This window comes from Pontibacter sp. 13R65, from assembly GCF_047525655.1.
Classification (GTDB): domain Bacteria; phylum Bacteroidota; class Bacteroidia; order Cytophagales; family Hymenobacteraceae; genus Pontibacter.
Genome location: NZ_JBLIQL010000016.1, coordinates 99,374 through 117,930 on the forward strand (window position 1 = coordinate 99,374; position 18,557 = coordinate 117,930).

At 41.8% G+C, this 18,557-nt stretch carries 20 protein-coding genes; 7 read left to right on the top strand and 13 right to left on the bottom strand.

Annotation, left to right across the window (positions count from 1 at the left end):
- The first annotated feature begins 48 nt into the window (after positions 1–48).
- From ACMA1I_RS17095 to ACMA1I_RS17105, 3 genes are read left to right on the top strand one after another with little or no spacing between them, the layout of a single operon-like run.
- Entirely contained in the window at positions 49–429 is a 381-nt protein-coding gene (locus ACMA1I_RS17095) for a phage holin family protein (RefSeq protein WP_337069635.1), read from the top strand.
- Positions 426–1,001: a hypothetical protein gene (locus ACMA1I_RS17100; protein WP_337069636.1), complete on the top strand. Its 576-nt coding sequence runs from the start codon at positions 426–428 to the stop codon at positions 999–1,001. Before ACMA1I_RS17095 ends, ACMA1I_RS17100 begins: the two co-directional genes overlap by 4 nt.
- Entirely contained in the window at positions 973–1,758 is a 786-nt protein-coding gene (locus ACMA1I_RS17105) for a geranylgeranylglyceryl/heptaprenylglyceryl phosphate synthase (protein WP_414703932.1), read from the top strand. Before ACMA1I_RS17100 ends, ACMA1I_RS17105 begins: the two co-directional genes overlap by 29 nt.
- Here ACMA1I_RS17105 and ACMA1I_RS17110 read toward each other — a convergent pair.
- The 7 genes from ACMA1I_RS17110 to panC all read right to left on the bottom strand — a co-directional run bounded on the left by ACMA1I_RS17110 (position 1,741) and on the right by panC (position 7,720).
- Positions 1,741–2,664: an AraC family transcriptional regulator gene (locus tag ACMA1I_RS17110; RefSeq protein ID WP_147923157.1), complete on the bottom strand. Its 924-nt coding sequence runs from the start codon at positions 2,662–2,664 to the stop codon at positions 1,741–1,743. The two genes, ACMA1I_RS17105 and ACMA1I_RS17110, sit on opposite strands and share 18 nt — an antisense overlap.
- A gap of 170 nt (positions 2,665–2,834) precedes the next feature.
- Positions 2,835–3,974, bottom strand: coding sequence for an acyl-CoA dehydrogenase (locus tag ACMA1I_RS17115; RefSeq protein WP_337069638.1), 1,140 nt, complete (start codon positions 3,972–3,974; stop codon positions 2,835–2,837).
- 232 nt (positions 3,975–4,206) lie between these two features.
- Positions 4,207–4,884 (bottom strand): zinc metallopeptidase, encoded by a 678-nt coding sequence (locus ACMA1I_RS17120; protein WP_337069639.1) that lies wholly within the window; start codon positions 4,882–4,884, stop codon positions 4,207–4,209.
- Between the two features lie 8 nt (positions 4,885–4,892).
- Complete coding sequence (gene rfaE2 / locus ACMA1I_RS17125; RefSeq protein WP_337069640.1) at positions 4,893–5,390, bottom strand: D-glycero-beta-D-manno-heptose 1-phosphate adenylyltransferase; 498 nt, start codon at positions 5,388–5,390, stop codon at positions 4,893–4,895.
- A complete protein-coding gene (locus ACMA1I_RS17130) occupies positions 5,374–6,417 on the bottom strand; it encodes a lysylphosphatidylglycerol synthase transmembrane domain-containing protein (RefSeq protein ID WP_337069641.1) in 1,044 nt (347 codons plus the stop codon). The genes rfaE2 and ACMA1I_RS17130 overlap by 17 nt, the downstream gene beginning before the upstream one ends.
- 8 nt (positions 6,418–6,425) lie before the next feature.
- Entirely contained in the window at positions 6,426–6,773 is a 348-nt protein-coding gene (panD, locus tag ACMA1I_RS17135) for an aspartate 1-decarboxylase (protein WP_337069642.1), read from the bottom strand.
- A gap of 89 nt (positions 6,774–6,862) precedes the next feature.
- Positions 6,863–7,720 carry a pantoate--beta-alanine ligase gene (panC, locus tag ACMA1I_RS17140; protein ID WP_337069643.1) on the bottom strand — a complete coding sequence of 286 codons (858 nt, stop codon included), beginning with the start codon at positions 7,718–7,720 and terminating at the stop codon, positions 6,863–6,865.
- Positions 7,721–7,856: 136 nt separating this feature from the next.
- Between panC and ACMA1I_RS17145 the strand changes: the two genes are divergently transcribed.
- From ACMA1I_RS17145 to glmS, 3 genes are all read left to right on the top strand, one after another.
- Entirely contained in the window at positions 7,857–8,669 is an 813-nt protein-coding gene (locus tag ACMA1I_RS17145) for a glycogen/starch synthase (RefSeq protein ID WP_337069644.1), read from the top strand.
- Complete coding sequence (locus ACMA1I_RS17150; protein WP_337069645.1) at positions 8,653–10,026, top strand: DUF4270 family protein; 1,374 nt, start codon at positions 8,653–8,655, stop codon at positions 10,024–10,026. The genes ACMA1I_RS17145 and ACMA1I_RS17150 overlap by 17 nt, the downstream gene beginning before the upstream one ends.
- Positions 10,027–10,090: 64 nt before the next feature.
- A complete protein-coding gene (gene glmS, locus ACMA1I_RS17155; RefSeq protein WP_337069646.1) occupies positions 10,091–11,926 on the top strand; it encodes a glutamine--fructose-6-phosphate transaminase (isomerizing) in 1,836 nt (611 codons plus the stop codon).
- A 349-nt stretch (positions 11,927–12,275) separates the two neighbouring features.
- Here the strand turns inward: glmS and ACMA1I_RS17160 are convergent, their stop codons facing one another.
- Positions 12,276–12,959, bottom strand: coding sequence for a 3-hydroxyacyl-CoA dehydrogenase family protein (locus ACMA1I_RS17160; RefSeq protein WP_337069647.1), 684 nt, complete (start codon positions 12,957–12,959; stop codon positions 12,276–12,278).
- 384 nt (positions 12,960–13,343) lie between these two features.
- Between ACMA1I_RS17160 and ACMA1I_RS17165 the strand changes: the two genes are divergently transcribed.
- Positions 13,344–13,751, top strand: a complete 408-nt coding sequence (locus tag ACMA1I_RS17165; RefSeq protein ID WP_337069648.1) for a hypothetical protein — start codon at positions 13,344–13,346, stop codon at positions 13,749–13,751.
- 262 nt (positions 13,752–14,013) lie between these two features.
- Here ACMA1I_RS17165 and ACMA1I_RS17170 read toward each other — a convergent pair whose 3' ends face one another.
- The 5 genes from ACMA1I_RS17170 to ACMA1I_RS17190 all read right to left on the bottom strand — a co-directional run.
- Positions 14,014–15,084 carry a glycosyltransferase gene (locus ACMA1I_RS17170; RefSeq protein WP_337069649.1) on the bottom strand — a complete coding sequence of 357 codons (1,071 nt, stop codon included), beginning with the start codon at positions 15,082–15,084 and terminating at the stop codon, positions 14,014–14,016.
- Between the two features lie 3 nt (positions 15,085–15,087).
- Positions 15,088–16,065 carry a glycosyltransferase family 2 protein gene (locus ACMA1I_RS17175; RefSeq protein WP_337069650.1) on the bottom strand — a complete coding sequence of 326 codons (978 nt, stop codon included), beginning with the start codon at positions 16,063–16,065 and terminating at the stop codon, positions 15,088–15,090.
- A 454-nt stretch (positions 16,066–16,519) separates the two neighbouring features.
- Entirely contained in the window at positions 16,520–17,374 is an 855-nt protein-coding gene (locus ACMA1I_RS17180; RefSeq protein ID WP_337069653.1) for an ABC transporter permease, read from the bottom strand.
- Between the two features lie 575 nt (positions 17,375–17,949).
- Positions 17,950–18,330, bottom strand: a complete 381-nt coding sequence (locus ACMA1I_RS17185; protein WP_337069654.1) for a RidA family protein — start codon at positions 18,328–18,330, stop codon at positions 17,950–17,952.
- A gap of 135 nt (positions 18,331–18,465) precedes the next feature.
- Positions 18,466–18,557, bottom strand: a 92-nt coding sequence (locus tag ACMA1I_RS17190; RefSeq protein ID WP_414703917.1) for an IS3 family transposase, incomplete at its 5' end; no start/stop codon positions are given.

The following is an 18,557-nucleotide window of genomic DNA, read 5'->3' on the forward strand; positions in this document are numbered from 1 at the left end:
TAAATCTATACGCGTATACTGATACAGCATTAAAAACAGCCTGAAACTATGATTAATAAAGACAACGGCACAAAAGAAAAAAATCCAAACCTCATCGAAAACTTAATGGGTTATATCGATACCAGAATCGATATAATTAAGCTGGAGATACAGGAAAAGCTAAAAGCCTCTTTTGTAGGTTTACTACACGCTGTGCTAATAGGTTTTGCTGGATTTATGAGCCTTATTTTCGTAAACATTTTCCTGGGCCTGCTCCTAAACCACTTGCTCAACAGTTCTTTCTGGGGCTTTGGCATTGTAGCGCTTTTTTATATTATCATACTGGTAGTACTTCTTATTGGCCTCGACAAGAAAGTGTTCAACAACATAGCCGACAAAACATTTGACAACACCATTTACAAAACTGATAAAAGAGAAAATTCGATATGAGCGAATCAAGCAATCCATTGTTTAAGAGTGAGCGGGAGCTTTTGGAGCGGCAGAAGGAAGAGTATAAAAATGCCCTGATGGGAGACGTCGATCAGATTAAAACACAGTCGCAGGAGATAGGAAAAAAAGTTGCCCTCGCAGGCGGCGTGTTAGTAGCTGGCCTTCTGCTGAGACGTATGTTTAGTGGCGGCGGTAAAAAAAAAACTAAAAAGATAAAAGGCAATCATACCACTCCTTACCCCGCTTACCCTACCCCTGCTCCCGTACTTCCAGGCCCTCAGGCAGCACCTCCCGGCGAGGCAGATATTTACAACAACATGCCTTCGCAGCCCATGTTTCAGGCACAACCCGCTGCGCAACCCAATACCGGAGTTGCCAAATCTTTTATGAGTTCTGAACTGATGCAGGTAATTACGCAGCAATTAGCGGTGCTGCTCATGATTTATATCTCTAAAAAGGTTGAAGAATACTTAAGTAGTGTATCTAAAAATAACGATATTGCGGTTAAACCCATCGAGGTAACAGAGATCGAAACTACTGAGTATGTTTATCCGGAAGAGGATGCCCTTTGAGAAACTTCAGAAAGCACAACAAATTGAGTCGGGGAGAAAGCACTTTGCAGTGCTTCTCGACCCTGATAACCTGGACGAGGCCTCTTGCCTGCAGCTACTGGCTTTAAGCGAAGCCAACCGGGTCGATTACTTTTTTATGGGCGGCAGCCTTGTTACTACCCAGAATCAGGCTGCCCTTATCCGGCTTATAAAGGAGAACAGCACCATTCCGGTTATTCTTTTCCCAAGTAATAGCCTTCACATAGATCAGCAGGCAGATGGCATTCTGCTACTCTCGCTTATTTCTGGCCGTAATCCCGACTTTCTGATAGGCCAGCACATTTTGTCGGCCCCTATTCTAAAAGCCAGCCAACTACAGATATACCCTACTGGCTACATGCTGGTAGATACCGGCCGCCAGACCACAGCCTCTTACATGAGTGGTACTACCCCACTCCCATACGATAAGCCTGCTATTGCAGCCTGCACGGCCATGGCCGGCGAAATGTTGGGCCTGCAGTACATTTATCTGGATGGCGGAAGCGGTGCGCACAAACCGGTTAGCGCTGCCATGATAGCTGCTGTGCGGGAGGCCGTAAGTGTTCCTATTATTGTAGGTGGTGGCATCAATACAATCGAAAAGGCACAGATTGCCCTAGCTGCTGGTGCCGATGTTTTGGTGGTAGGAAATTACATAGAAAAAAACCCCGGCTTTTTGGCCGAGGTTTCTGAAGTTGTTGCTACTTATAACAAGCTTGCCTTAAACGCTCATCGCTGATTCACGTCTACGCATCTTACCTGCAGGTATACCGAACATCATTTTAAAGCGACGGCAGAAGTACGCAGTGTCTTTGTAGCCTACGTCTTTGCCTATTTCGCGGATGCTCTTCTTCGTAGTGCGCAACAGGAACACAGCACGCTCCATACGCTGGTACTCTATGTAATCCTGCGGGTTAATGCCCGTCAGCATCTTAAAGTACTGCCCTACATAATCCTCTGATACGTTTGCCACATTAGAAAGCACCTTGTTGGAGAGATCTCCTCCCAGGTTTTCTTTAATGTAGTTAAACAGGTCTATCAGGCGTGGATCTTTGAAGTAGGTGCTGTTAGTTGCCAGTTGCTCCACAAACATCTTGTTACGCAGAATATGGCGGATAATCTCCACTACAATATTCTCAGTGTAGATGTTGATCAATCTTTCTTTGCCTGGCAGATCCTGCATATTCTCTTCCACCACTTTGATAACCAGGTTGGCTAACTTGTTGTTATTAGAGATCAGGAAAGCCGGCACGTCTAAAGACGCAAAGAAGTTAACAGAGTCGAACACTTTCGCCTCGAAGCTAACATAGCTGTGGCTCTCTTCGGCATCACCGATCAGGTCCAGATCGTTATTACTTTTAAAGAATTTTTCTCTGTTTGTAATTAGGTCGTCGTTAGAGATCGTACGCCCATCAGTAGAGCCATACGTTACTCTTGTGCTACGGCCTCCCGGAATAAATAGTAGTTCCCCCTCTTCTACCATTTGTTCCTCATTGCCAAAAAAGATACTTCCTTTGTGAAGTAATATTAAATTGTTGCCGACATCGTAGGCGTTGCGGACCGTGAAAGGCTGCTGCAACACCAGATTCTTAGCTTTAATAAATCGCACCCCAAGCGATTCAATAATTTTATTGTAATCTTCCATGTGTGTTACCAACTAACTTAAATACTATAAACCCTTAAATTATGGGGTAAAGCTAAGGTTAATCTTTATAAAATTCAAAATTATTTTTATTATTTTTTAAAAATAAATTTAAATTCAGAAAACTATATTTAGGGGCAAAATATGCGTTGAGCGTTGTTTTAAGGTTATCTCTATTTTAGCAATTCTCTTGAAATTACTATTTTCTGTATCTCAGAGGTGCCCTCATAAATTTGTGTAATTTTAGCATCGCGCATTAACCGCTCTACATGGTACTCTTTTACGAAACCATATCCCCCATGCACCTGCACTGCCTCAACTGTTGTCTCCATAGCAACCTTAGATGCAAACAGCTTTGCCATGGCTCCGGACATGCTGTAATCCTGATGCGTGTCTTTATGGTAGGCAGCTTTTAGGCATAACAGCCGGGCAGCCTCAATGTTTGTGGCCATATCGGCGAGTTTGAACTGTATGGCCTGGTGTTTCGCAATTTCTACTCCAAACGCCTTCCGTTCTTTCGAGTATTTCAGCGCCAGTTCGTATGCGCCGGACGCAATACCCAGTGCCTGTGCGGCAATACCAATTCGGCCTCCGGCAAGCGTAGACATGGCAAACTTAAAGCCAAAGCCATCGTCGCCTATGCGGTTCTCTTTTGGCACTTTAACATCAGTAAACATAAGAGAATGCGTGTCGGACCCGCGAATACCTAGCTTGTTCTCCTTATTGCCAACCACAAAGCCTTCCATTCCGCGCTCCACTATCAAGGCATTGATACCCCGGTGCTTTTTCTCAGGGTGAGTCTGAGCTATCACCAAGTATACGGAGGCGGTGCTGCCATTTGTGATCCAGTTCTTGGTGCCATTCAGGAGGTAATGGTCACCCATATCCTCAGCAGTTGTGTGCTGCGAAGTGGCATCGGAGCCGGCCTCTGGTTCTGAAAGGCAAAAGGCACCTATTATCTCGCCCGTTGCTAGCCGCGGGAGGTACTTTTGCTTCTGCTCCTCCGTTCCGTAGTGCTCTATGCCCCAGCACACCAAAGAGTTATTTACCGACATTACTACAGAGGCAGAAGCATCTACTTTCGATATCTCCTCCATAGCCAGCACATATGAAATGGTGTCCATGCCACCGCCGTTGTACTGAGGGTCTACCATCATGCCAAGAAAACCAAGCTCTCCCATTTTCCGGATCTGCTCGGCTGGAAATTTCTGATGCTCATCCCGCTCAATAACGCCTGGCAGCAATTCTGTTTGTGCAAATTCACGGGCAGCAGCCTGTACTGCCAGATGCTCTTCTGTTAGTTGAAAGTCCATACCTGTATAACTAGTTAACTACCATTATTTTTTAGGAGGCAAATTAAAGTACATATTGTAGCAGCATACACTATATAAGCACAATTTGTTATGCAAGCCGAACAATTTAAAGATATAAAATTATATGCTTGCATACGTAATTACAGGCTTCAGTTTTTTGCACTCACACAAAAAAAGCGCCTTCTGCTCCAGGGCAGAAGGCGCTTACTTAAAAAGCTAAGAATTTAATCTGCTAATCGCGGCGGCCTAGAAGCAGCGACGCGTAATACAGCAAAGTTGCCAAAGATCCGAGAGCAGCTACCACATAGGTCATAGCAGCCCACTTGAGCGCGTCTTTTGACATGGCATACTCCTGCTTGTTTACAATATTGTTGGTACCGATCCAGGCCAGAGCCCGTTTACTAGCATCAAACTCTACTGGCAAGGTTACAAAACTAAAAAGTGTGGTTAGAGCGAACAGCCCTACACCAATCGCCAACGGAATAGGTGTTGTCTGCAGCATAAAAATACCTATCAGGATAATCCATTGCATGTACCTGGAGGCAATACTGAGTGCAGGCACCATGGCAGAGCGGAACTTCAGGAAGCTATAGGCTTTAGCATGTTGCACGGCATGGCCGCACTCATGTGCCGACACAGCCGCAGCGGCGGCGCTACGCGCTTCGTATACATACTCGCTCAAGTTCACAGTTTTATCGGCAGGATTGTAATGGTCTGTAAGGCGGCCCGCCACTGATATTACACGCACATCTGTAATACCGTGGTCCGCCAGCATCATTTCAGCAATCTCTCGGCCTGTGTAACCAGACTGCAACGGAATTTCAGAATACTTCTTGAACTTACTTTTTAAACGCCAGCTAACCCACATACTGGCTAGCATAAAGACAATTACAATAACATATATTCCCATAATTCTACTTAACCTTTATTTACTTTTACTTGACCCTCTATTTTTTTTACGATGTTGGTGGTAGAGTATCCTTTTACCAGTGGAACAGTTTTTACGGCTCCTCCCCTGGCTATAACGACCTCATGCCCCACTATATTTTCGACGCTATAATCATCGCCTTTCACTAATATATCCGGCTGCACAGCCTCAATAAGCTTAAGCGGTGTATCATCGTCGAAAAGCACTACAGCATCGATAAACAATAAGGATGCCATAACGCGTGCCCGTGACATTTCGTCTTGCAATGGGCGGCTAGGCCCTTTTATACGGCAAATTGAGGCATCTGTATTAAGACCCAGCACCATTTTATCGCCAAGTTGTCTGGCTTTTTCCAAATAATCAACGTGGCCAAGGTGTAGGATATCGAAGCAGCCGTTAGTGAAAACAACTTTTTGGCTCTGGCTTCGCCAGGTTTGCAATAGGTCTTGCAGTTGAGATAGGGTAACTATTTTATCGCTCGAGTTCATGAATCGGTGCATTAGTTTCGCTTGTCATTGCCACCGGTTTTACCGGCCGTAGCATAGTGACTATAAAACTAAGCACTCCCATTATAACAACCAAAAGTGTTTGGGAGGTATGTGCTAATAAGGCATAGGCCATACCTGCCTCCTTTGGAACACCATATAGCACAAGAGTAGCCTGTACAGCCAGATGGTAAGTACCCACACCGCCCTGTACAGGAGCCGCCATTCCTAAGGTACCTGCCACCAACACAGTTAAGCCTGCTGTAGCCGGAAGCCCCGAGGTTGCCGGCAAGGCATAGAAAACAACTAATGTAGTTCCAAAATATAATAGCCAGATAAAAATGGTATGGCCCCAGAAAGCAGTTTGATTTTTTACTTTAGTTACACTAAAGATACCTTGCAGCATGCCTTTTACAAACAACACAACCCTCTTAAAGTAGGCGTTATTTCTAAGTTTGCTCAAAAACAACACCCCAATACCCACCAAAACGCCTATGCCAATTAACAAGAATATACCCAGCAAATAGAGGGAGCTAAAGCTTTTCTCCAGGCTGTTATACTGATCAGAGAAAAGGCCCAAAAAATAATTAAGAACTTGATCAAACTCGAAAAGGAAGGTTAGTCCTATACAAAACAACAGCATGATCATGTCGATGAACCGCTCCGCTATTACTGTACCGAATGCCTTGTTTACTGGCAGATTATCGGTTCTTTTTAGTATGCTGCAGCGTACTACTTCCCCCATCCTCGGTAACACGAGATTGGCCAGGTAGCCAACCATCATAGCATTGTAGGTGTTGGCAAAAGACGGAAGGATACCTGTCGGCATTATCTGCATTTTCCAGCGGTAAGCGCGGCTGGCATAAGCAGCTGCTCCCATGGCCATAGATAAGGCTATCCAGATGTAATTTGCCTGCTGCAATTCTACCCACATTCTCTCAAAGTCCAACTCCCGCAGTGCATACCACATCAGGAAGACGGATAAACCTAGAAAAGAGCTGTACTTTAAGATGGATGATACCCTTTTCATGGGAATGGTTAAACAATGCGGTTGTGCTGGTCAGGGAATACTAATGTAGGCTTGTGAGCCTTAGCATCAGCAAAGTTTATAGAGCAGTAAGATATGATAATGACAATATCACCTACTTGTACTTTGCGGGCGGCAGGCCCATTTAAACAAATAGTGCCTGTGCCTCTCTCCCCTCTTATAACATAAGTTTCAAAGCGCTCCCCGTTGTTAATATTTACGATTTGCACTTTTTCATTTTCCACAATATTGGCGGCATCCATCAGGTCTTCATCTACTGTGATACTGCCTACGTAGTGCAGTTCGGCCTGTGTAACCCTACAACGGTGGATTTTAGACTTTAAAACCTCAATTTGCATGGCTTTGTATTTAATAAAAAACAAAGGTATGTATTATGCTGGAAAATTACTATCCGCGCAAACTACCTGATATGTCTCTGTGGAGTTTTTTAAATTACTTGCCCAGGCTTCACGATCATGTTATCAATTAGGCGAACCGGGCCTATATAGGCCGCAATACATAATGCCACTTCTGCTGCTGCCCCAGGGTTTGGCACAGGCTGTAGTGTAGCTGGGTCAGCTATTTCAAAATACTCTAGCTGCAGTTGTGGCACTTCAGCCAAATAAGCTGCTATGTCATCCTGAATGGCAGCAGCCGACTTGTTTTTGATTTGCACTTGCGCCCGCAATAAGGCCTGGTGCAGCTGCGCAGCCTGCTCCCGCTGCTCAGAATTGAGCCGCTTGTTGCGTGAGGACATGGCTAGTCCGCTTGCTTCACGGATAGTAGGGTAACAAACAACTTCCAGGTCGAACCCAAGCCCTATAACCAACTGCCGCACCACCGCCACTTGCTGCAGATCTTTTTGACCGAAGTAAGCCCTGTGAGGCTGCACCAAATGAAAGAGCTTACTAACAACCGTGGCAACACCATTAAAGTGACCCGGGCGGTGAGCCCCCTCCATTACCTCCTCCAACACTCCGAAACTAAACCGAAGCACCGATTGTTCTGGATACATATCCGAGGTGGAAGGCGCAAAAAGGTAGTGGCAACCTGCCTCCGCTAGCGCCGCTGTATCTTGCTCCAGCGAGCGTGGATACAACTTATAATCGTCCGGGTTATTAAATTGAGTTGGATTTACGAAGATGCTACAAATGGTAACATCGTTTTGCAGGGCTGCGGCACGAACCAGTTGCAGGTGTCCTTCGTGCAGGGCTCCCATGGTAGGCACAAAGCCTATACTCTTCCCGCTGCACCGCAGTGCCTGTACTATTGAGCGAATAGCACTACCCTGCTCTATAACTTGCATATAAAATAGTATTATACTTTAAAAATATAAAAGACTGCAAAAGTAAGTTGCAACAGATAAAATTGAAAATTAGAATAAAAATTACTAATTTTGCACGTCCCATTTCTCTTGCTTAATAATTTTTAATAACATACTCATGTCTAAATTGCGAATATTATACGCCGCCACAGAAATCCTTCCTTTTTTGCAAACCACTAAAGTAGCAGAGTTTTTAGAGACACTGCCACAAGGTATGCAGGAGCGGGGAATGGAAATCCGCATTTTTGTTCCTAGGTTCGGCATTATTAATGAGCGCAAAAACCGCTTGCATGAGGTAGTACGCCTTTCTGGCATCAACATCGCTGTCGGAGACGACGAAAAACCACTTGTAATTAAGGTCGCCTCTATTCCGAATGCCAAATTACAAGTTTATTTTATTGACAACGAAGACTATTTTCATAGAAAGTCCGTTTTCGTTGATAAAAACAATAAATTCCACCAAGATAACGACGAGAGAGCTATTTTCTTCTGCAAAGGTGTGCTTGAAACAGTGAAGAAACTTGGTTGGCAGCCAGACATCGTGCATTGCAACGATTGGATGACAGGCTTGATCCCGATGTACCTGAAAACAACTTATAAGAAAGATCCGATCTTCAAGGATGCAAAATCGATCTTTACGGTTTACAACCACGAGTATAAGCACAAGTTTAGCACTAGCCTGTTAGAGAAAGTAAAAATGCTGGATATTGACGACAGCATGCTGAAAAACCTGCAGTCTGGCGATTTAGATAGCTTTATTAAAGTAGGTATGGAATATGCGGACTCTGTAATTAAAACAAACGAAAATTTCAGCGAGAACATTGATGCTTTGTTCAGCGAGTTTATGCTTACCAAAAACATCAACACCATAAGCGCCGACGACAACTTATTAGACTCTTACTTTAACTTGTATAATGAACTTAGCCGTTAAGAGGTACCTTCTATTCTTTTTTTCCTTAGTTGCTATAACAGCCTGCGAAGACCCATCTGAGATTGGGCTTGAGCTGCAGGATAACAACCGCATCGGGACTGATTTTACAGATACTTTAACCATAAATTCCGGAACAGTTCTTTTAGAAGACTCTCTTTCTACCTTCAGGCTATCCCCGTTTCTGGCAGGATATTATTCTGATCCGGTTCTAGGGACTACCAGGGCTGCTACGTTTACTGAAGTTGGGCTAGGTGGTACTGACCTTACGTTTGGCTCTAACCCACAGCCTGTGTCTATGACCTTAACTCTGGACTATTCCTTAATCTACGGAAATAAAGACAGCGACCTGACACTGAATGTGCACAGGTTAACAGAGGGCTTTAGCAGCAGAGGGTCATATTACTCTAACACGACCCTACCCTACGAAGCCACACCTATTGGCACAGGCACTTTCCGCCCTAGAATCTTCACGCTTGCAACAAAAGATTCGGCAGAAGTAGTTAAAATCGAGATGTCTTTAGATTTCGCCCGTGAGATTCTTTCAAAATCGGGTACGAGTGCTTTATCTACCCGTCAGAATTTTATTGATGAGTTTTTGAAGGGCATTGCTATAGTATCTCCTAACGTGGAACCTGCAAGCATTTTAGCATTAAACTTAAGCTCAGCTAGTACCAGCCTCTCCTTAAAATATAAAGTTGATGCTGATACCGCTATCAAGGAGCACCGCTTCACTTTGGGAGGTGCCGATAACAGAAACTTTTACAACGTAACTGCAGATCGGTCTGGCACGGCCATCGCATCTCTTGTTAAAGAAGGCTATTTACCTTCGCAGGAAACAGATGGTGTTAGCTTTGTACAGGCGAACACGCAACTGCTCACCAAACTCACATTTCCGTATTTGGAGCAGTTTAAAACTCACCATGGCAATATCATCATCAACAGAGCGGAACTTATTCTGCCCATACAGAATGCGTCTTCAACAAGCTTCCCTGCTCATCCGGGCTTTGTATTGTACGAGACAAACCAAACAAACCGCATTCTACAAAATGCAAGTGGTGTACCATTAGCAGTTCAGGACGTTTACAGTTTTACCACAACAGCTGCCCCTTCTTCAGTAAATTATAATGCAAGCAAAAAGCACTATAGCCTGAACATTACACCTTATATACAAGCGTTGCTTTTGGGCAAGAAGGAAAACAATGGCTTGTTGCTGACCACAGGAAGAACTACTCCACCTGACCCTCAAACTGGTGCTCGCCAGATTGTACCAGATTCACGTCCTTTTAGAACCATCATCAGCAATACTGACACGGCACCTATTAAGTTGTTGATTTATTATTCAAAACTTAATCAATAATAAGTTTGAACATCAGATTTGCACTCGTAAATTTGATCTGATTTTATTAACAAAATAAATACTCATGTGTGGAATAGTAGCATACGTAGGTCATAGAGAAGCTTGCCCTATTGTCATCAAAGGTCTTAAGCGTCTTGAATACCGCGGGTACGATAGTGCTGGCATTGCCTTAATGAACGGCACCTTAAGCGTTTACAAAAAGAAGGGCAAAGTAAGTGAACTAGAGGCATTCCTGAAAGATAAAGATGTTCACAGTAACATTGGGATGGGACATACTCGCTGGGCAACCCATGGTGAGCCTAATGATGTAAACGCGCACCCACACTTTTCGAGCTCAAAAAAAATAGCCATCATCCATAATGGTATTATTGAGAACTATGCGGCTCTTAAAACATTGTTGCTAAGCAAAGGGCATACATTTGAGAGCGAAACTGACTCAGAGGTCTTTATAAACCTGATTGAAGATATTAGAGAGAACAGCAATTGTTCTTTGGCTGAGGCTGTAAGGCTTGCCTTGCATGAAGTAGTAGGAGCCTATGCCATTGTAGTACTCTCAAAAGAAGATCCAGACCAATTAGTGGCTGCCAGAAAAGGAAGCCCTTTGGTATTAGGCATAGGAAAAGGCGAATACTTCCTGGCATCTGATGCTACTCCTATTATTGAGTATACCAATGATGTGGTGTATCTGAAAGATCACGAAATGGCTGTGATCAAAAATGGAGAGTTAGACATACGCTCTAAGGAAGACGTAAAGCAAACACCTTACGTGCAACGCCTCGAGATGGCCCTTGAGTCTATTGAAAAAGGAGGTTATGAGCACTTTATGCTCAAAGAAATCTTTGAGCAACCACGCTCTATCTTAGATAGCATGCGCGGACGTATGATCTCTGAAAGCAATCATTTGATGATGAGTGGCTTTAGAGAATTTGAGAATAAGTTTGTAAACGCAGAGCGTATACTGATTGTGGCCTGTGGAACCTCTTGGCATGCAGGCTTAGTGGCAGAGTACCTGATAGAAGACTTTGCCCGGATTCCGGTAGAAGTGGAGTATGCTTCTGAGTTCCGTTACCGCAACCCGATTATCCGTGAAAGCGACATAGTAATTGCTATTTCACAATCTGGTGAAACAGCAGATACGCTGGCAGCTATAGAATTAGCAAAATCTAAAGGAGCCACAATTTTTGGTATCTGTAATGTAGTAGGCTCTTCTATTGCACGCACCACGGATGCAGGAGCTTATACACACGCTGGCCCAGAAATCGGAGTAGCTAGTACAAAAGCGTTTACAGCTCAAGTAACAGTGCTTACCCTTATTGCTATGATAATGGGAGCTAAGCGTGGAACCTTAGAAACCACTAAGCTGCACCAACTGATGGCTGAACTGGAAAACATTCCGGCTAAAGTGGAGAAAGCGCTGGCTCTTGATGAGCAGATCCAGGCCATTTCAGAGAAGTTTAAAGACGCGACCAACTTTATTTACCTTGGCCGAGGCTATAACTATCCGGTAGCACTAGAAGGCGCTCTGAAGCTAAAAGAGATTTCTTATATTCATGCAGAAGGCTATCCGGCAGCTGAAATGAAGCACGGACCTATTGCCTTGATAGATGAGCAAATGCCAGTTGTGGTTATCGCCACCAAAGACAGCTCTTATGAGAAAATAGTATCGAACGTGCAAGAAGTTCGTGCACGCAAAGGAAGAGTAATTGCTATCGTGACTGAAGGTGACACCACCATTCCTTCTATGGCTGATCATGTAATTGAGATACCAGAAACTAGCGAACATCTTGCTCCATTACTTTCTGTTATCCCACTTCAGCTTCTGTCTTACCATATTGCGGTAATGCGTGGTTGCAATGTGGACCAACCTCGTAACTTAGCGAAATCTGTTACGGTTGAATAAGGTTCACAGATACTAACGCATAAAAGAAGGATGCCTCTACAGCATCCTTTTTTTATGCGTTAGCCCGAAAATTTCTTACAGCAATTACTTTCCATTGATTATTCTAATGAAAATGGCCTTCCTGAGGCTTTTCATTAGTTTTAGAAACTAGATGTTAGACCCTAAACTTTTTCTGGAATTGGAATTCTTAAGCACCCGCAAGGGCTATGCAGCTTTGCGGCTATCTATGGCCAAGCGTTAAGCAATTTAATAATCCAGCAACTAGCACACCAACAACTAAATTATTCTAATGAAACTAGCCTTCCAGAGCGCTTAAGAGCCTATCTAAGCTTAGGGCAGGCTATAACCCTTACATGGCTACTGAAGTTTTCTTAAGCACCATAGTCTTAAGCAGGGGGCATATTTTATAGCGCTCATCTTTTGTGTCGGAATACACCGCCTGTAGCACCTGATAAACATTTTCTAAACCTATCCGACTCCCCCACTCAAAAGGTCCGGCAGGATAATTTGTACCAAGCTTCATAGCCAAATCAACATCCTGTTCTGAAGCTATTTTCTCCTGAAGGCTGTAAAACGCTTCGTTGATGATCATACAAAGTATGCGGGGTGTAGCCATACCAACACGATCCTCTGTTAGTATAAAAGGAGTTAAAAGCTTCTGGCAGACATTTTTTAAAACAGCAGCATCATTTTTATGCAGCAGCGTTACCTCTAGCACAGGTCTGTTAAAGAGCGAAGGCATCCCATTAAAACCAATAAAAGTGCAACTCCCAGTGTAATTCCGCAGCAATTCTGCCAATTGAATTGTTACAGCATGGCAAAAGACGACCAACTTTTGAGTTGTTGTATAGAACACTAGCTTCTCCCTATTCCCTGCTAACAAAAAATCGAAAACAATATCTACCCCTTCCACGCAGATGGCCATATCATTATAACTCGTAATAAAAAGAGGAGCTTGACCAAAAAATGGTTGCGAAAATTTTGCTTTGAATTCTACCGCCATTTCAGGAGTAGACAGCACTAATACTTTCATGGAAGATAGGATAAGGTTTAAAGCTATTCATCAAAAATGTATTGAACAGTTTGTGCATCTAGAGTAAATACAAAATCAGGCGATAGCTATCATTAAGATTTATAAGCACTTATATATTTCTTAGCACTTTCCTATTGGTCAATTTGGGAAAAAGAGAATCAAATTGGCACTTATCATGTAAAAACTTGAACATTCCTAAAGTGTGCATCAATAACTATAGCAAGTATTTATTTATAAAAGACACACATTAATATAAATTAATTAATCCAACAAGTAAAGCTTTTAAGGTGGCATAATTTTTTAACAATATCAGGTCAGAATATGCTGGTTTCTTAGATGAGCATTTATATCATAAACTTCCAACCTTTTAAAATCTAATTTGTTATGAAAATTTTATGCTTCGCTTTTGTATTATTTTTTAGCATTACCACAGCTTCTGTAGCCCAGGATGCACCTAAAAGCCTCTCTCCCGAAACTGCAAAACAATGTTTGGAGTTAACCAGATTGATGGCTAAGAATCTTTACCTGTACGATGCTGAGTATTTGAAACTCAAGACTCTTAACGAAAAAACCATGCTAACTGTACAGGAAATATATTCACAATATCAGAATGCCCCAACACTGCAAGAAGCTAAACTTAAAGAAGCCACATCTGAATTTAAAAATGAACTTGTAAAGATACTTGATAAACAGCAACAGGTAGCTTTTGCTAACTATCCCATCAATGCTTCTTTATGGTTAGATACACCACAGGCTATCAAAGCTATGACAAGAGCAGGCTTAGAAAAATAGTGATGCCAGACAGGCTTGTGGCGGCAAGTCTAATTGGAGCATCAACATTAAAATTAGCTATTATTTGAGTAACGTTAGTCTGAGAAGGTATTTACATTTTGCAGGGTATTGTTAAACTCTCAGGTTTTACAGTACTCTGCATTATTTTTGTTGTAATATATCGCTGCCAGCTTCATAGCCGGATGTAGTAACGGTAAAGGCCAAACTATTAAAGTGCAGGCAAAGAAGCATTTTATAAAATGTATAAGCGGAAGTCAATAAGCTATTTTAGTTGGGTGTTTCTTTTAGAAACAGGACCTAAGTTTTCTTTATGGGTTCTAAACACATTGAATTCTCCCTGTTCGTACTTTAACAATTTTAAAAAATTCTCTTTCATAATAGTATACTTGGTTAAGGTGAGAAGTTTAGACTTAAGGGAGATTAGTTTTAGCGTATTAATTTTCTCTTCCTCAGATCCTTCAGGTAAGCTAATCTTCTCTACAAGTAATGAAGGCAGTTTCTTTGCATAAGAAATTAGAATAGCAAGAAATTTGATATTGAAGGACAGCATACTTTTACTTCCTTTATTAATTCGGATACGATAAGGAACTAATACTTCAAAGCTCTTTGCTCCATCTCTGAAAAAGCGAACATGGTAATCCCAACTTACTCTCTCTTTTGGCATAAAGTGCTTAAACTTTAATTTATGGTCATACCAGATGTCATATCCAGCCAGGGCAATGGCATAGCAAAGTTCATAATCCCCGCCTGCACACAAGCTTTTTCCAAGACGGTCTGTGAGCATAGACTTAAATCCAGTTCTTGACAGAATGTTATAAGCTGACTTTCGCATAACACACCCCGCTCCATACACCACATTACGAGTTACTTTTCCAGATTTTGATGCTTGTGGTCCATTAGCAAACAAGTTATACTTTACTGCCCATGGAGGAGGCGATACTTCGAAAACCAGTTCCCCACAGCCGCCTAGTACTCCAATAGAAGGATATTGCAGCATTAGGTCATAAGCTACATTTATATAATCCGGGTTAAGCCAATTATCATCATCACAGAACAGCACGAATTCGTATTTGGATTTTTCGAGCGCTAACTCCCGTGCAAATGTTAGTCCTTGTTTGGGCTGATACAGCAAAGAGAACGGTGCTTTACATTGACTCTTTTCCCATTCAGCAGCAGCAATTTCAGAGGTGTTATCTGTGGAAGCATTATCTATGATTAAAAACTCCCATTCAATCTCGGGCCGTACACGCAAGTGAGCGATGTGGCGGATAGTTTCAGGAAGAAGTGTAGCTCCATTATAGGTACAGATGACTACTGTTACACCATAGTTCATAAGCTATCTGTTCAAAAAAAATTGCAAATGCAGTCTTAAAATCATCCAGTATATTATTGGGCTCCTATACAAACTTAAAGCGTGGTCTATTTGAGTGTTTGCGATTTGTCTATTATGAAGCTTATGCCACAGCTGCTCCGCGATCTGAATACCATAGCGCGCATAATACCTTCTTGATTTCTGCAATGTAGTTTTTTTCTTCTCTTCAGGAAGGTGTTGCTGAATAAGCATCATAGCACGATGAAGATCCTGCAGGTACTCGCCAGACAAATACTTATTGCTAGATATAGACATTGTGTGCTTTCTGTAATCGGCTAAAATAGCTGGTGAGTAAGCAACTGGGTAATTGCGTGCAATGCGCACCCACATCTCCCAATCTTCGCCATACTCTATACCATAGAACGCTCCTAGTTTCTCATAAACTTCTCTACGCACGGTTATTGCCGCATACTGTATACGCTGACGCTCCCCAATTGTCAAAAGCCAATTCTGCAAGATTCCATCCTTCTTCATTTCGGGGCTTTTATCATAAACTTTTTGGCCTTCTTCGTTTATGCAGCGGTAACGGCAAAAAGCTGCACCAGCTTCTGGATATAAGCTAAAAAGCTCCTCTATTTTCTGGTAGTAGCCCAAATTAACTCTATCGTCACCGTGCAAAAGGTGTATTAGCCTTCCTTTGGATCGATTTATACAGGTCTTAAAATTTGTAAGGCTACCTACATTATGTTCCTGTCTAAAGTATTTTATACGTCCCTTACCAATGCGGTAAACCATTGCTTCTACGTTTGTATCTGTGCTGGCATCGTCTACCACTTCTATTTGCATCTGCTGCTCCGGTATATCTTGGGTAAGTACACTCTCTAATGTCTCCTGCAAGAACTGGCTACAATTATACACAGGTATCATCACAGACCACAGTGGTCTTGTTTCATCCTGCGCTAGTGGCGCTACAAGCGGAGGAGAGGTAGGGATGCAGGTCATTTTCAATTTCTGTTAAATAAAAGTTAGACGAACTTAGCTTTTCAGCCTCTAGCATAGATCATACTTCATTTTAGTAGCCAGCGACACCCTTCAGTAAAATTCAAAAAATGAAGTAACTGAATTTGTGTACTCACTACACTACGTTAAAATAATAGACAGGGCATTATAGCAGCTTGTTTTATGGTGCATTATCATCAAGCCCAGCTCCTGTTGCACCCATATTCGATACATTTTCGGCTAAAAGCTTTTTAATATGATATCCTAAGATATATGTATATGCTAGGTGACTATCCAGAGAAATCTTCTATACTTGCACCTCTTCTAAACAANAGCCCAGCTCCTGTTGCACCCATATTCGATACATTTTCGGCTAAAAGCTTTTTAATATGATATCCTAAGATATATGTATATGCTAGGTGACTATCCAGAGAAATCTTCTATACTTGCACCTCTTCTAAACAATATCTATAAGTTTATCTCCTTGTTTATTAAAGAACAGCACAGCTCCTATTAGGGTAAATAAAATAAAAATAAAGCTATAGAGTAGCTGTAATACTGTCACAAATCCTTCTCCTAGCAAGGATAACCGGAACAGTTCAAATAAAGACGATAAAGGGTTTAGCTGCACGATCCATCTCACCTTCTCCGAGACAAATCCTAACGGATAAATAACCGGAGTTACGAACATGAACATGCGAATACCTAGAGAAACAATGTTATTTAAATCGCGGTATTTAGCTGTTAGAATCGAAAATAGAAGCCCAACTCCTAAACTAAAGGCTCCAACTCCCAGAATAGCTACAGGAAAGGCAAATGACCATATGCTAAGTTGCAAAGGCAGTTCTAAGAAAATATAGTAATATACTACCATTGTCAGCAGCATGAGCAGCTGAATTATAAACCTTAGAAATTGCGTGCTTATAATAGAAATGGGTATTATTATGCGTGGGAAAAAAACTTTACTGAAGATGTTAGCATTGTCTTTAAAAGTATTTGATGTACCTAAAAAACTGTCGTTAAAGAAATTCCAAAGAACAATACCAGAAGAATAGAATAATACCGGAGGCAAGGAACCTGTCGAAATTCCTGCCAGCTTCGTGAATACAAAGAAATAAGTAACCAGGGTTATAAGCGGCTGTATGAGTACCCACAACGGTCCTAAGACTGTTTGTTGATAGTTTACTAAAAAGTTTCTCCTGACTAAACCTGCAAGTAAATAGCGATATGACCAAAGCTCCTTTATGCTATGACTCCAAAAGCTTGTTTTGTTGTCAATTTTCCAATCCCACTTAATGTCTCCATTTTGCATATCCTTAAAGTATATTTACACAATAGCTTCTAAAGCCAACAGCTAGGCCCTGTAATAAAGATAGTTTTTTTTGTAATATTTAGCTCAAATCAATATTAAATATTTTCACTTCTCCTCCTAAATAGTGTATTTTAGATGTTACTGTGCAACTTATATAATATATAATACCTGCACCTAAGAGAGTAATTATAGTTTAATAAATAGGTCAGCTTTTGCCCATAAGCATTAGAAGTACATAGGTATGTTCTTACAATATAGGTAACCAAACAAACCGACTATTAGATGCCACATAAACGAATATTTTTCTCGTTAGCTGATGTATCAGATTCAGATACTGAGAACCACAAAAGTGAGATGAGGAGGTGTGACGTGTTTAATCTGCAGACAGATAGCAGTAAGTTACTTTGGCCTATTATTAAAAACCGGCATGGTCCACCCCTATTAAAAGGGTGGACCATGCCGGTTACTAGTTTTTGAATTCAGGTTCTGTTGTTAAACTTCTTTTCGATAGGAAACTAAGTTATCTTAACAAGACAACTATCAAATGCATCCTCCTTGAAGCAAAACCTATTGATTTATTTAGTGGCAATGCAGGAAATTTCTACATTTACATCCTTTGGTAAACGGCTCACTTCTACAGTTTCGCGGGCAGGCGGGTTACTTTTAAAGTAGCTACCATAGGTTTCATTTATTCTGCCAAAGTTATTTAGGTCTTTTACAAAAATAGAGCATTTAACTACATGCTCGAGGCCCATACCGGCTTCTTGTAAAATGGAATTAAGGTTTTTCATAACCTGATGCGTTTCAGCTTCTATGTTTTCATTTATAAGCTGTCCGCTTTCAGCATCTAAAGCAATTTGCCCTGATATATATAAGGTGTTGTTCGCTAAAGTTGCCTGACTGTAAGGCCCGATAGGAGCTGGTGCTTTTTTAGAATTAATGATGCTATGTGCCATAATGAATTAATATTAATAAATCTCGTTTATTCAAATGTACAGAAATTCTTTTTTACTGCCTACTGCACTTTCCGTAGCCCTTGTAAGGCAGCTGAAGCTATATTTGGAATTGCAATGTTTTACTGGAGACTTTTTTCAGGCAGCCACTGTTTGATTGTATAGGAGGTTTTCATACTGGCAAGGAGTCATGTAGCCCAGAGCTGAATGCCTCCTTTTCCGGTTATAGA